Origin of the sequence: Pseudomonas sp. PB105 (assembly GCF_009764655.1) — a bacterium.
Classification (GTDB): Bacteria; Pseudomonadota; Gammaproteobacteria; order Pseudomonadales; family Pseudomonadaceae; genus Aquipseudomonas; species Aquipseudomonas cyclaminis.
In genome coordinates, this window is sequence record NZ_RWIO01000012.1 from 42812 (window position 1) to 55858 (window position 13047).

The following is a 13047-nucleotide window of genomic DNA, read 5'->3' on the forward strand; positions in this document are numbered from 1 at the left end:
CCCTGTGGGAGGGGGCTTGCCCCCGATAGCGATGGTGCAGTCAGCGTTGCAGTGACTGGTATGCCACTATCGGGAGCAAGCCCCCTTCCACATTCACTCCCCAGTGCCTACATAAATAACTGTATATCCATACAGATAACAGTTGCTCAATTCCCTTCTTATGCCCATCCTGCTCTCCATTCAACTGTGAAACGAATGGGCTGACCATGCGGCTGTACCTCTGTGAAAAACCCTCCCAGGCCAAGGATATCGCGGCCGTGCTTGGCGCCAGTCGCCGGGGCGACGGGTGCTGGCTGGGCAATGGGGTCACAGTCACCTGGTGCATCGGCCATCTGCTGGAAACCGCTCCGCCCGACGCCTACGACGAAAAGTACAAGCGCTGGGTGCTGGCCGACCTGCCAATCGTCCCGGAAAAATGGAAAATGCGGGTCAAGCCCAAGACCGCCAGCCAGTTCAAGGCAGTCAAGCGCCTGCTCGGGGAAGCCCAGGAGCTGGTGATCGCCACCGACGCCGACCGCGAGGGCGAGATGATCGCCCGCGAGCTGGTGGAGCACTGTCGTTATCGCGGGCCGATCCAGCGTTTGTGGTTGTCGGCGCTGGATGACGCCTCCATTCGCAAAGCCTTGGCAGCGCTCAAGCAGGGTGCCGAAACCTTCAGCCTGTATCACTCGGCCCTGGGCCGCTCCCGTGCCGACTGGCTGATCGGCATGAACATGAGTCGTCTGTTTACCCTGCTGGGGCGTCAGTCCGGTTATCAAGGTGTGTTGCCGGTAGGCCGGGTGCAAACCCCGACCCTGCGCCTGGTGGTGGACCGCGACCGCAGCATCGCCGATTTCGTGCCGGTGGCTTATTGGGCCATTGATGTGGACCTGCGGCACGAGCGCATGACCTTCACCGCCCAGTGGCGTGCCGCCGAAGACGCCTGCGACGATCAAGGCCGCTGCCTCAATCCTCAGCTGGCCCGTGAAGCCGCCGATGCGATGAGCAACGCCGCCAGCGCACGCCTGGTAAAACTGCGTACCGAACGCATGCGCGAAGTGGCGCCCCTGCCCTTCGATCTCGGCACGCTGCAGGAAATCTGTTCCAAGAAACTCGGTCTCGGCGCCCAGGAAACCCTGGACATCGCCCAATCCCTCTACGAAACCCACAAGGTCATCACCTACCCACGCAGTGACTGCGGCTACCTGCCCGTGAGCCAGCACAGCGATGCGCCGAAGATTCTTGCCGCTCTGGGCCGGGCCGACGCAGCGGTCAACGAGCTGATGTCCCATATCGATCCCCAACGCCGCTCGCGGGCCTGGAACGACGCCAAGGTCAGCGCCCACCACGGCATCATTCCAACGGGCGCCGGCAAGGACGTCGGGCAGCTCACAGGCAAACACAGAGCGGTGTACACGCTGATTCGTGCGCGCTACCTGGCGCAGTTTCTGCCCAACCATGAATACGATCGCACGCAGGCGGATTTCGACTGCGCGGGCTTTGCCTTGCGCGCGGTGGGCAAGGTGGTGATCGAAGCAGGCTGGAAACGCGCCTTGCCCGAAGCCCTGGCGCCGACCAAGGGCCGTGAAGCCCCCGCACCACAAGCCTTGCCGACGTTGGTACAGGGCCAGGACTATGCCGTGGCCAAGGTCAACCTCAAGGACTTGTGGACCCAGCCGCCCAAACCCTTTACCGAAGGCGACCTGATCAAGGCGATGAAAAACGTCGCCAAGCTGGTGGAAGACCCCCTGCTCAAGCAAAAACTCAAGGACACCACCGGTATCGGCACCGAAGCCACCCGCGCCGGGATTATCCAGGGCCTGCTCGACCGAGGTTACCTGGTGAAAAACGGCAAGGCGCTGTCGGCCACCCCGGCGGCGTTCAGCCTGATCGACGCTGTGCCTCGGGCCATTGCCGACCCTGGCACCACTGCCATCTGGGAGCAGGCACTGGACATGGTGCAAAGCGGTGAAATGAGCCTGGAAGAATTCGTCGCCAAGCAGGCGGCGTGGATGAGCAAGCAAGTGGCGCGCTGCAATGGGATGCGCATGACCATTACCGGGCCGGCGAGCCCCGCGGGTCGAGGCGCCACGCCGTGGAAAAAGAAGCGCAAGGCCGCCCCACGTAAGACCGCCGCCAGCCCCAAGCGAGCTAAAAAGCCAACAAATGCAGGCTAAATGCAGAAAAAATCCGGCGAATGACGTTTTTCGACGGGTTTAGCGCCGCTTTGGACCTTGCTCCCGCGTTGGACGTCTAGGATTCTGTAGGGACCTGCTGATTTCCTAACAACAACACCGGAGTGGCCGCCATGAAAACCGTTGCACAAGTGCTCAAAGCCAAGGACCAGAAGAACCAGGACGTCCACACCATCCAATGGGACCACACCGTGTTTGAAGCGCTGGTGCGGATGTCGGAGAAAAACGTCGGGGCCTTGCCGGTCGTTAAGAAAGACGTGGTGGTGGGGATCATCAGCGAACGTGATTACGCACGTAAAATCATGCTCAAGGGTCTATCGTCGGTCACTACCAAGGTCCACGAGGTGATGAGTTCCCCGGTGATCACCGTCGACACCCACAAAAGTGTCGACGAATGTATGAACATCATGACCGACAGTCACCTGCGTCACCTGCCCGTGGTTGAGGATGGCAAATTGCTCGGCTTGCTCTCCATCGGTGACCTGGTAAAAGAAGCCATTGCCGAACAGGCCGATCTGATCAAACAGCTGGAGCAATACATCCGCGGCGAATAGGGAGCCCCCATGCTCGACAGCCTGCAACACCAGGAAGACCACCTCGACACCCTGCTCCGCGCCATGGCCGAACGGCGCTTTCTGGTGCTGACCGGTGCGGGGATCAGCACATCGTCGGGCATCCCCGATTACCGTGACAGCGAAGGCGTGCGCCGGGGCAAGGCGCCGATGATGTACCAGGAATTCCTCGCCACCCCACAAGCCCGCCGCCGTTACTGGGCGCGTGCGATGCTGGGGTGGCCGAGGGTGCGTATTGCCGAGCCGAACAAGGCGCACCTGGCACTGGCGACCCTGCAACAACGCCAGCAAATCAGCGGACTGATCACCCAAAACGTCGACACCCTGCATGATCAAGCAGGCAGTCACGATGTGATCGAACTGCATGGCAGCCTGCATCGGGTGCTGTGCCTGGATTGCCAGCAACGCAGCGAGCGCGATGTGATCCAGCAACTGATGGAAGGCCAGAATCCCTACCTGGCTGGCGTCGACGCGGTGCAGGCACCCGATGGCGATACCCTGCTTGATCCTGCGTTTGAAGAGCGCTTCCTGGTTCCGAGTTGCCCCCATTGCGGCGGCCAGCGGCTCAAGCCGGACGTGGTGTTTTTTGGCGAGAACGTCGCTCAGGACACCGCAGCCAAGGCGATGGCTGCCGTGGAGCACGCCGAGGGGTTGCTGGTGGTGGGTTCATCGCTGATGGCGTATTCGGCGTTCCGCCTATGCAAAGCCACGGTTGAACAAGGCAAACCGGTGATCGCCATCAACCTCGGCAAGACCCGTGGGGATGAGTTGTTGCAGGTAAAGATCCAAGCGTCGTGCGAGCGGTTGTTACCCCTGCTTGTCGATCGATTGACCTGACCTGCCGCAAGCCCGCTCGCCACAAAAGCGCCTTTACGGCTTGACCGTCAGCTCCAGAAAATGACGCCCAAGTCACGTTTTCCCGCATTTCCCCGTCCCCACGGCAATTTATGTAGTGACTAAAAATAATCACTACATAATCGTTGACGTAACCTTTTTGTCCTTGCATTATCGAGACGTCTCCCGGATCGGGAGCGTTGGTAACAAGCGTTTTGAAAGAGCTCGTCTGACCGCCGAGCTGTTTTTTCCGGATGTGCACTGCCCACAAGGCAGATTGATGAAGCTGACCCGTCTCGAAAGGGATAGGTACAAGGAGCTCAAACGCTGCTTGTCTTCGTTATGAAACCATTGCGTAGCAGTTCATCAGCAAGACTACATGCATCAGGTTCAAGACCCTGCCCGTATTCGGCAGACCGTCACTGACGCCCGGCTTTCAACGCCGGAGACAACTAAGCAGTTTTAACGGAATCAACTGATAGATCGCCAACTGGTCAAGGGGCTTACACATGAATCTGAACAACCAACCAACTATCGACGAATTGGCTGAGATGTTCGCAGCGCAGAAAGACACACTCGACGACCATATCCTGTGGATTGGCAAATCGGGCGAAGTGCAACTTGCCTGCCTGGAGCCCAATACCGAAGAAGCCGAGTTTGACCGCAATAACCGTGAGCTGGCAGCGCGCCTGAAGGTGTATCGCCGTGGCCAGGGTTATGTCGGCAAGAAGGCCGCGGCTGATCGCAACTTTATCGAGCAGGTCTTTCATACATTGAATACCGAATGGCAGAACCTTAAGGGCCAGTCGCAAGTCAAGGTGATTGATAGATACTGCTGATCACTCAGCATTAAACATTCAAGCCCGCTCGTTAGTTCGAGCGGGCTTTTTAATTGCACTCTTACAACACTGCCGGAAATCGTCCTTTGCCGGCTTCGTCGCGAAAAATATCAAACAACACTTGTGCCGCCGCCGACAACTCATGCCCCGGCTTGGTCAGAACACCAATCGGCCGCTCGATCACTGGACTGTTCAAGGTGATGCAATGGGCACCTGCCTCTTCCATCTGCCGTGCACACAATGCAGGCACCGCACTGACGCCCAGGCCACTGGCAACCATCTTGCCCACAGTTGCCAATTGATGGCTTTCCAACGCCACGGGCAGTTTCATCTGTAAGGCGCCCAAGTGTTCTTCCAGCATTACCCGCACCGTGGACGGCCGCTGCAAGGTGATGAACGGCTGTTCCAGCAAGGTCGCCCAATCGATCTCGGCACATTGCGCCAAAGGTGAATCACCCGGCACTACGGCAATGAAACGATCCAGGTACAACGGCGTGAACGCCAGTGACGAGCCTTCCGACGGCTCAAACGCTACGCCCAGTTCCACCTGGCGGTCGCGGACCATTTCCAGTACCTGTTCGTTGATCAAGTCGTGCACCGTCACATTCACCTGGGGGTAACGTGCGCGGAATGTCTTCAGGATCGGCGGCAGCAAATTGCCCGCAAACGATGGCATCGCCGCCACAGTGACCCGTCCGCGTTGCAGGGTGAACCGTTGGCGCAATTCGTCCTCGGCATTGTCCCAGTCAGCAATCAGCCGGCGCGCCAGGGGCAACAGGGATTCACCTTCCGGCGTCAGCGCGACATTGCGGGTGTTACGGCTGAACAAGCGGCCCCCCAAGCCTTCCTCCAAACCTTTAATGGTCAGGCTCAACGCCGATTGTGAGAGGTGCAAGCGCTCGCACGCAGCGGCAAAACTCAGGCTTTGGGCCACGGCGAGAAACGCACGCATCTGCTTAACGGTCATGACGCTGCTCCGAACGGGAATGGACTATGCTGTTTTCTAAATCAATCAACCTTAAAAAACAACTTAACAAATCAATCCGTCGGCGCAACACTCGGTTCATTGGCTGGCCCACACACAATAACTAGAGGTGCATATGGCAGGTTTCGATAAACGCGTGGCGTCCTACGAGGAAGCGCTGGCAGGCCTGGAAGACGGCATGACCGTGCTCTCCGGCGGTTTTGGCCTGTGCGGTATTCCCGAGAACCTCATCAATGAGATCAAGCGCAAAGGCACCCGCGACCTCACCGTGGTTTCCAACAACTGCGGCGTCGACGGTTTCGGCCTGGGCGTGCTGCTGGAGCAAAAGCAGATCAGTAAAGTGATCGCCTCCTACGTAGGTGAAAACGCGCTGTTCGAGAAGCAACTGCTCAGCGGCGAGATCGAAGTGGTCCTCACCCCTCAAGGCACCCTCGCGGAGAAAATGCGCGCAGGCGGCGCCGGCATCCCGGCCTTCTTCACCGCCACCGGCGTCGGCACGCCAGTGGCCGAAGGCAAGGAGACCCGCGAATTCAACGGCCGTCCGTACCTGATGGAAGAGTCCATCACCGGCGACTTCGCCATCGTCAAGGGCTGGAAAGCCGACCACTTCGGCAACGTCATCTATCGCCACACTGCCCAGAACTTCAACCCGCTGGCCGCCACTGCCGGCAAGATCACCGTGGTTGAAGTCGAGGAAATCGTCGAACCGGGCGAGCTGGACCCGGCGCAGATCCACACCCCTGGCATCTACGTCGACCGGATCATCTGCGGCACGTTCGAGAAGCGCATCGAACAGCGCACCGTGCGCAAATAATCCGCCTGCGGCCCTAAGAATAAGAGGAACACAACCATGGCTCTGACCCGCGAACAAATGGCTCAACGCGTCGCCCGCGAAATGCAGGACGGTTTCTACGTAAACCTCGGCATTGGCATTCCGACCCTGGTGGCCAACTACATCCCCGAAGGCATGGAAGTGATGCTGCAATCGGAAAACGGCCTGCTTGGCATGGGCCCGTTTCCTACGGAAGAAACCATCGATGCCGACATGATCAACGCCGGCAAGCAGACCGTCACCGCACGCGTCGGCGCCTCGATCTTCTCCTCCGCCGAGTCCTTCGCGATGATTCGTGGCGGCCACGTCGACCTCACCGTGCTCGGTGCGTTTGAAGTCGACGTACTCGGCAACATCGCCTCGTGGATGATTCCTGGCAAGTTGGTCAAAGGCATGGGCGGCGCCATGGACCTGGTGGCCGGCGCGGAAAACATCATCGTGATCATGACCCATGCTTCCAAGGATGGTGAGTCCAAGTTGCTCAGCCAATGCAGCCTGCCGCTGACCGGTGCCAACTGCATCAAGCGTGTATTGACGGACCTGGCATACCTGGAAATCGAAAATGGCGCTTTTGTCCTCAAGGAACGCGCACCTGGCGTCAGCGTTGAAGAGATTGTGAGCAAGACCGCCGGTAAACTGATCGTCCCGGACCACGTTCCAGAAATGCACTTCCAGTGAGGACAGATTCCATGCAAGACGTCGTGATTGTTGCTGCCACCCGCACCGCCGTGGGCAGCTTTCAAGGTTCACTGGCCAACATCCCGGCACCGGAACTGGGCGCCGCCGTGATCCGCCGCCTGCTGGAGCAGACCGGCCTGGACCCGGCCCAGGTAGATGAAGTGATCCTCGGCCAGGTGCTTACCGCTGGCTCGGGCCAGAACCCCGCGCGCCAGGCCTCGATCCTCGCCGGCCTGCCCCACGCTGTGCCAGCCATGACCCTGAACAAGGTCTGCGGCTCGGGCCTCAAGGCCTTGCACCTCGGCGCCCAGGCCATCCGATGCGGCGACGCAGACGTTATCATCGCCGGCGGCATGGAGAACATGAGCCTCGCCCCGTACGTATTGCCGGCCGCACGCACCGGTTTGCGCATGGGCCATGCCAAGATGATCGACAGCATGATCAGCGACGGGCTGTGGGATGCATTCAACGACTACCACATGGGCATCACCGCCGAGAACCTGGTGGACAAGTACGGCATCAGCCGGGAAGCCCAGGACGCCTTCGCTGCCGCCTCCCAGCAAAAAGCCAGCACGGCCATCGAAACCGGGCGCTTTGTGGATGAAATCACACCGATTCTGATCCCCCAGCGCAAGGGCGACCCAGTCGACTTCGCCGTGGATGAACAACCGCGTGCCGGCACCAGCGCCGAATCCCTGGCCAAACTCAAACCCGCATTCAAGAAAGACGGCAGCGTCACCGCCGGCAACGCCTCCAGCCTCAATGACGGCGCCGCCGCCGTGCTGCTGATGAGTGCCGACAAGGCCAAGGCACTGGGCTTGCCGGTACTGGCACGTATTGCCAGCTACGCCAACGCCGGCGTCGACCCGGCGATCATGGGCATCGGCCCGGTCTCGGCCACCCGCCGTTGCCTGGACAAAGCCGGCTGGAAACTGAGTGACCTGGACCTCATCGAAGCCAACGAAGCCTTTGCTGCTCAAGCATTAGCCGTGGGCAAAGAGCTGGAATGGGACGCTGAAAAAGTCAACGTCAACGGCGGCGCCATCGCCATCGGCCACCCCATCGGCGCTTCAGGCTGCCGTGTGCTGGTGACCCTGCTGCATGAAATGATCAAACGCGACGCCAAGAAAGGCCTGGCAACGCTGTGCATCGGTGGCGGCCAGGGCGTAGCCCTCGCTCTCGAACGCAGCTGATATTGACGATCTGTGGTGCGCGGGCTTGCTGTGGTGAGCGGGCTTGCCCCGCGCTGGGCTGCGAAGCAGCCCCAATAGGAGTATCTCTTTTATATCGGCATTTTCAGTCCGAGCGCGGCACCGCAAACACCGCATTCGCCCGCGCCACCACTTTGTCTCCCACCTGCAGACTCACCGTCCCAAACGCCATCTGCCGCCCACGCTTGTGATGCTCCAGCCGCACCACAATCCACTCCCCCACCTGCACCGCGCCCAGGTAATCCACGGTCATGCTCGCAGTGATCAGCGGCAACGGCGGCTCACTGGAAAACGCCATCGCATAGCCCATGCCGATATCCGCCAGCGTCGCCAACACCCCGCCATGCACCGTGCCGCGCCCATTGGCGTGGCGATTGTCGGCGCGCAGGCCGACTTCCAGTTGCAAGCCTTCACCCCGGCAATACGCCGGGCCAAGCAGGTCAAGCAATGGGCTGCTGCGAGGCAGTGGAACAAATCCTTCAGGCACGGCGTGAGCAATCATGGCAAGTCTTCCTTGGAGTCAGGCTTGACGTGTACGCCACGCTCCGAACGCTAGCCATCACCATCAGCCGCACAAATCTTGCGCGATGCTTTGCGTTAATCCGCCAGACCGGCTTTAATCGCCGCCCATTTCCCCGCACACCTCAAGGAACAGCAATGCGCCATCAGGACGGCAACCTTCACTCGCTTCGCGCGCCTCTGTTGATTTTGCTGGCCGGCATGGCCCTGGTCGGTTGCTCGCCCAAGGATCACTCCCGCGCCACGGTGGTCAATGGGGAGCAAGGCAAGGCCGGCGCCCAATTGGCCTATGAGCATGAGCTGACCCTGGCCCTGCCCGGCGCCCTACTCGCGCCACGGATGCAGGCCACCCGTGAGGCTTGTGAAACGGCGCGGTTCGGCACGTGCAATATCCTGGGGATCACCGAAGACAGTAACGGTGGCGAGATGATCCTGCGTATCGCGCCAGCGGGTGTTGAGCCAATGGTCGCCATGGCGGCTGAAGGCGGCACGCTCGGCCAGCGCATCACCACCGCCGAAGACCTGGCCGATGCTGTCGACGATGTGAATCGCCGCCGAGACCGTCTGCAAGCCCAGCAAAACCGCCTCGATGAACTGGCCAAGCGCAAGGACATCACCGTCAGCGATCTGATCGTCTTGAGCAAGGAACAGGCCGGCATCGAAAACGACCTGCAGGCGCTGGCCCAGATTGCCGCCGGCCAGCAGCGCCGCCTGGATACCAACCGTGTCACCCTCAACTTCCGCTCTTCGGACGGCGCGAACCAACCGTCACGCTTCAGCCGGATGTTCAGCAACCTGGGCACGAATATGGTGGAAGGCACGGCTGACGCCCTGGAACGCGCCAGCTACGTCCTGCCCTTTGTGATCCTGGCGTTCCCGGTGGTCTGGTTGTGGGTGTGGCTGTGGCGCAGGTTTGTGCGCCGCCGCCCCTGATCAGCGCTTCATACAGCGCTGATAGCGCTCATCCACGCGCTTGGCGAACCAGGCCGTGGTGAGGTTACGGGTGATCTTCGGGCTCTTGAGCACAATGCCCGGCAAGATCGCCCGGGGCAGCGGTTTACCGGCAGCCTTGTCGGCCAGGGCAAACACGCGCTTATAGAGCGTGGTGTCCTCAAAATCCAACTGTTCGCCCTGCTCCAACTGGCTACGGATGCTGGGGTTGCGCATATCCAGCTTGGCGCCCAGGGAGCGCACTGCCAGCTCAGTGGTGCCGGGCAGCAGTGAGCCATAGCGGATCAAATCCCCGTCCAGCGCCAGCTCAGTGCCGGAAGCCCGGCTGACCGCCGCCTGGAACGCCGCGTTGCGGCTCGCATACCAACCTGCATTGAAATCGGCAAAGCGGTACAGCGGCTGGTCGTAATTCACTGGATAACCGAGCAAATGGGCGATGCCAAAGTACATACCGCCACGGCGGGTGAAGACCTCCCGACGAATCGTGCCATCCACCGTGTAGGGATAACCCCGCGCCTGTTTCTGTGCAAAGTCGATGCTGACCTGCATGGGGCCAGCGGTGTGCACCGGGTTGAAGCCGCCAAACAGTGTATTGCCCAAGGGCACCATGCTGATGAAGTCATCGAAGATGCCGCTGAGGTCTTTCTCGGTGCGGGCAGCATTCAACCGGTCGGCGTAGGACTTGCCGGTGGGCGACCTCAATTGCAGCGCGCTGCGCACCACGAAGGCCGGCACATGCACCTTGCCAGCGCGGCGCAGGATCTCGTCCTGGGCGATCTTGCCCATATTGGGCACGGGCGGGTCGACCTGATAGGTGGACTCCTGCTCCGTCACCGCCAGCACAGCGCAGATATTCTCGGTGCTGGGGTAGATTTTCTGGGTGTCGAAAGCCGTGTAGATATCCTGAGCCCAACCATTGCGATCCGCCACCTTGGCCGGGAGCAGGCGCACAATCTGCGCCTTCACCTCGGCCTCGCTGCGCTCCGGTTGCTGCGGGCCGCGTGAGGTGGAGCAACCGGCCAGCACCAGCAAGGGGATGAGGCACAGGATCAGGCGGCGTGGGGACATGGGGCTTCCTTGAAGAACAATGGGCCGAGCGTTGCGGATATGGACAGGTAAGTCTAACGCGGGTTCGTCAACTCGCCCTCTCGCCAGCCCGAGCCGATCATGACAGGATCTTTCTTCGACCATTCGTACAAGGAGTTTGAATGCCATGCTGAGCCTGAACTTCCTCGTCACCCACCGCGACCGTCTGTCTTCGCAATGAATCACGTGTTTCACTGCTGCGTTTGCAGGGCTGGAATTAGGCCTTGCGTTTGCGCGTCACAAAAGGCTTTTTTCAAGCTGACAAAAGCTGTCGAAGCTTCCCACGTGGACGCCGGATAAGCTCTACAGCTTCCCCCTGAAAACCTCTGCAAAGTCCCTCGCCTGAATACACAGTGCGAGGGATTGCAGATGGTTCTTTTCGTTAAGGCCCTGGTTGACGGGGCTGTCTCATGATCAACGCCACCAGCCAAGCCATTGGGTATCTGGTGCTGGCGGCCATGGATTCAAAGACGCGTGACGTCGAGTCCGTGCTCAGTGATTTCCGCAGTTGCCTCAATCACTACGATGCCTGGGCCGAAAGCTTTTTCAGTTTTTCGGCGCTGGATATCGAGCAGGTGTTCAAGGTTGGGGATGAGGTGGCGCTGGTGGCGCCGATCAACCGCTCCCTCTTCCCCAGTGCGACCGTTGCACAGTGTCCAGCCAGTGGGACGTTGACGCTGGTGCATATGTTTCAAAGTTCACGCTTCGTGCCCATTGGCAATACGCCGGTGGTGCTGCAGCGCATCGACCCAAACGGCGGCCCATTGGGCGAGCCCATTCATAAAACCATTGGCCCCAGCGGCATTCTTGAAATCAAAGAATGTGATCGCAACCAGCGGTATCGGATCAGCTTCTACCCCAACGTTTCCAAGGAACACTTCAAGGCGCTCTACGCATCTTATCGGTCGGTGATCACGCCACTGGAAGTGTGGTTGCGTACTGAATGGAGCGAAACGTTTGAACCATTGTGGAAGGGCTATTCCGAGGCGGACTTCCTCAAGCGCTATCTCTCATTGCATCAAGCCTATGCCCGTGGGTTCGGCGACGCGCTGTACACACTCTGGGACAACCTCCAGCAGCTTTGCCAATGGCTGAGCGACCCCTTGGCCAACGCCGAAAAGCTGCTGCAATACCTGACCCAGGATGAATTTGAACAGTTACTGGCGTTGAGCACAGAGACCATCGCCAAGGGCCTGCTGGTGCTCAGTGATGAACCCTTGCTGTTCATCCATCTGGCCGCACTGGTCAGCTGGATGAGGATGTTGCCGCCTCCGTACATGAACGAAATGCTGGGGGAGATCGGTGCCGAGGTGCTGATCAACTTACTGCTGGGGTTTGCTACCGCGGGCATGGGCATGGCGGTGCGTATGAGCACGAAAGTGCTCGGCAGTATCAAGTCTCAACGTGTGCGCAAGTGGCTGGAGCAAATAGCCAAACAGTTTGGCACCGCTCAACTGGATGGCCATGCCGAAGCGCTAAAGCCGGTGTTGTTCAAGAGTGAGGCTGTGCCAATCAAGGTGGTACCGGCTGCGCCGTTGAAGGCTGGGGAGAATCTGGTTTCGAACGCGGTGCCGGCGGTTCGCGGCAAGACACAGCGGACGGTGTTGGTTCGCCAGGAACATGTCGACGACGCGCCTGCCGTGGCGACGAATCCGAAGGGGGATGCTGCGGCGGCTTCGGACAAGACCGTGACTAACGGGTGTCCGGTGTCGATGGTCACCGGCGAAGAATTACTCACCCTCACCGATGGCACGTTGGACGGAATTTTGCCGTTTGAGTGGACACGGTTGTATCGCACCAGTGCGGTGGAAGTGGATGTCGGGCTGGGGTTTGGCTGGAGTCATTCGCTGGCGCATCGGCTTTCGGTTGACGGTGATTTCGCGGTCTGGACGGATCATGAGAACCGCTCGACTGAGTTTCCACTGCCGACAGTTGCTCGACCTGCAATCACCAATAGCCTGGCTGAAGCGGCGATTTATCTGGGGGATTTGCCGGATGAGTTGGTGCTGGCGCAGGCGTCGCGGTTTTATCACTTTCGCGATGGGGTGCTGGTTTCGATCAGTGATGCGTATGACAACCGGCTGCGGATTAGTCGGGACGTTTTAGGGCGCATTGAGCGGCTGGATAACGGTGCCGGTTGTGCGCTGTTTTTGCGTTACGAGTCGGGCCGCATTGTGGCGGTGGACTACCAGGTTCAGCGGGCCAAGGGACATGAGCCTTACGTCTGGATCACAGAGCGCAGCGTTGTTTCCTACGTCTACGACGACATAGGCCGACTGGTCTCAGCGACCAATGCCGTCGGTGAAAGCGAGGTTTATCGCTACGACGATCAGCACGTGATTCTTGAACGTGGGTTGGCCGGTGGG

12 protein-coding genes are annotated in these 13047 nt (G+C 59.9%); 9 read left to right on the forward strand and 3 right to left on the reverse strand.

Features of this window, described 5'->3' with window-relative positions; translation table 11 throughout:
* Positions 1 to 206 precede the first annotated feature (206 nt).
* From EJD88_RS01955 to EJD88_RS01970, 4 genes are all read left to right on the forward strand, one after another.
* Positions 207 to 2156, forward strand: coding sequence for a DNA topoisomerase III (locus EJD88_RS01955; protein WP_158876490.1), 1950 nt, complete (start codon positions 207 to 209; stop codon positions 2154 to 2156).
* A 131-nt stretch (positions 2157 to 2287) separates the two neighbouring features.
* Positions 2288 to 2728: a CBS domain-containing protein gene (locus tag EJD88_RS01960; RefSeq protein ID WP_158876493.1), complete on the forward strand. Its 441-nt coding sequence runs from the start codon at positions 2288 to 2290 to the stop codon at positions 2726 to 2728.
* Positions 2729 to 2737: 9 nt separating this feature from the next.
* Positions 2738 to 3583: an NAD-dependent protein deacetylase gene (locus EJD88_RS01965; RefSeq protein ID WP_158876496.1), complete on the forward strand. Its 846-nt coding sequence runs from the start codon at positions 2738 to 2740 to the stop codon at positions 3581 to 3583.
* 506 nt (positions 3584 to 4089) lie between these two features.
* Positions 4090 to 4419: a hypothetical protein gene (locus EJD88_RS01970; protein ID WP_158876498.1), complete on the forward strand. Its 330-nt coding sequence runs from the start codon at positions 4090 to 4092 to the stop codon at positions 4417 to 4419.
* A 61-nt stretch (positions 4420 to 4480) separates the two neighbouring features.
* Here EJD88_RS01970 and EJD88_RS01975 read toward each other — a convergent pair whose 3' ends face one another.
* On the reverse strand, positions 4481 to 5386 hold the full coding sequence (locus tag EJD88_RS01975) for a LysR family transcriptional regulator (protein ID WP_158876500.1): 906 nt from the start codon (positions 5384 to 5386) through the stop codon (positions 4481 to 4483).
* A 133-nt stretch (positions 5387 to 5519) separates the two neighbouring features.
* Between EJD88_RS01975 and EJD88_RS01980 the strand changes: the two genes are divergently transcribed.
* From EJD88_RS01980 to EJD88_RS01990, 3 genes are read left to right on the forward strand one after another with little or no spacing between them, the layout of a single operon-like run.
* On the forward strand, positions 5520 to 6218 hold the full coding sequence (locus EJD88_RS01980) for a CoA transferase subunit A (protein ID WP_017530493.1): 699 nt from the start codon (positions 5520 to 5522) through the stop codon (positions 6216 to 6218).
* Between the two features lie 36 nt (positions 6219 to 6254).
* Positions 6255 to 6914: a CoA transferase subunit B gene (locus EJD88_RS01985; protein ID WP_099585096.1), complete on the forward strand. Its 660-nt coding sequence runs from the start codon at positions 6255 to 6257 to the stop codon at positions 6912 to 6914.
* An 11-nt stretch (positions 6915 to 6925) separates the two neighbouring features.
* Positions 6926 to 8107, forward strand: a complete 1182-nt coding sequence (locus tag EJD88_RS01990; protein WP_158876502.1) for an acetyl-CoA C-acetyltransferase — start codon at positions 6926 to 6928, stop codon at positions 8105 to 8107.
* 103 nt (positions 8108 to 8210) lie between these two features.
* On the opposite strand, the gene EJD88_RS01995 is transcribed toward EJD88_RS01990, so the two are convergent.
* A complete protein-coding gene (locus EJD88_RS01995; protein WP_099585098.1) occupies positions 8211 to 8627 on the reverse strand; it encodes a PaaI family thioesterase in 417 nt (138 codons plus the stop codon).
* A 155-nt stretch (positions 8628 to 8782) separates the two neighbouring features.
* On the opposite strand from EJD88_RS01995, the gene EJD88_RS02000 reads away from it, so the two are divergent.
* Entirely contained in the window at positions 8783 to 9577 is a 795-nt protein-coding gene (locus EJD88_RS02000) for a DUF4349 domain-containing protein (protein WP_158876505.1), read from the forward strand.
* Here the strand turns inward: EJD88_RS02000 and EJD88_RS02005 are convergent, their stop codons facing one another.
* Positions 9578 to 10663 (reverse strand): DUF1615 domain-containing protein, encoded by a 1086-nt coding sequence (locus EJD88_RS02005; RefSeq protein WP_112194501.1) that lies wholly within the window; start codon positions 10661 to 10663, stop codon positions 9578 to 9580. It abuts the gene before it with no gap.
* 428 nt (positions 10664 to 11091) lie between these two features.
* On the opposite strand from EJD88_RS02005, the gene EJD88_RS02010 reads away from it, so the two are divergent.
* Positions 11092 to 13047 (forward strand): RHS repeat domain-containing protein (locus EJD88_RS02010; RefSeq protein ID WP_160384996.1); only part of this gene is annotated, 1956 nt, incomplete at its 3' end.

What these genes read in the sequence shown, in the direction of transcription:
- EJD88_RS01955 (WP_158876490.1), top strand. Translation starts at nt 207, where the DNA reads ATGCGGCTGTACCTCTGTGAAAAACCCTCCCAGGCCAAGGATATCGCG.
- EJD88_RS01960 (WP_158876493.1), top strand. Translation starts at nt 2,288, where the DNA reads ATGAAAACCGTTGCACAAGTGCTCAAAGCCAAGGACCAGAAGAACCAG.
- EJD88_RS01965 (WP_158876496.1), top strand. Translation starts at nt 2,738, where the DNA reads ATGCTCGACAGCCTGCAACACCAGGAAGACCACCTCGACACCCTGCTC.
- EJD88_RS01970 (WP_158876498.1), top strand. Translation starts at nt 4,090, where the DNA reads ATGAATCTGAACAACCAACCAACTATCGACGAATTGGCTGAGATGTTC.
- EJD88_RS01975 (WP_158876500.1), bottom strand. Translation starts at nt 5,386, where the DNA reads ATGACCGTTAAGCAGATGCGTGCGTTTCTCGCCGTGGCCCAAAGCCTG.
- EJD88_RS01980 (WP_017530493.1), top strand. Translation starts at nt 5,520, where the DNA reads ATGGCAGGTTTCGATAAACGCGTGGCGTCCTACGAGGAAGCGCTGGCA.
- EJD88_RS01985 (WP_099585096.1), top strand. Translation starts at nt 6,255, where the DNA reads ATGGCTCTGACCCGCGAACAAATGGCTCAACGCGTCGCCCGCGAAATG.
- EJD88_RS01990 (WP_158876502.1), top strand. Translation starts at nt 6,926, where the DNA reads ATGCAAGACGTCGTGATTGTTGCTGCCACCCGCACCGCCGTGGGCAGC.
- EJD88_RS01995 (WP_099585098.1), bottom strand. Translation starts at nt 8,627, where the DNA reads ATGATTGCTCACGCCGTGCCTGAAGGATTTGTTCCACTGCCTCGCAGC.
- EJD88_RS02000 (WP_158876505.1), top strand. Translation starts at nt 8,783, where the DNA reads ATGCGCCATCAGGACGGCAACCTTCACTCGCTTCGCGCGCCTCTGTTG.
- EJD88_RS02005 (WP_112194501.1), bottom strand. Translation starts at nt 10,663, where the DNA reads ATGTCCCCACGCCGCCTGATCCTGTGCCTCATCCCCTTGCTGGTGCTG.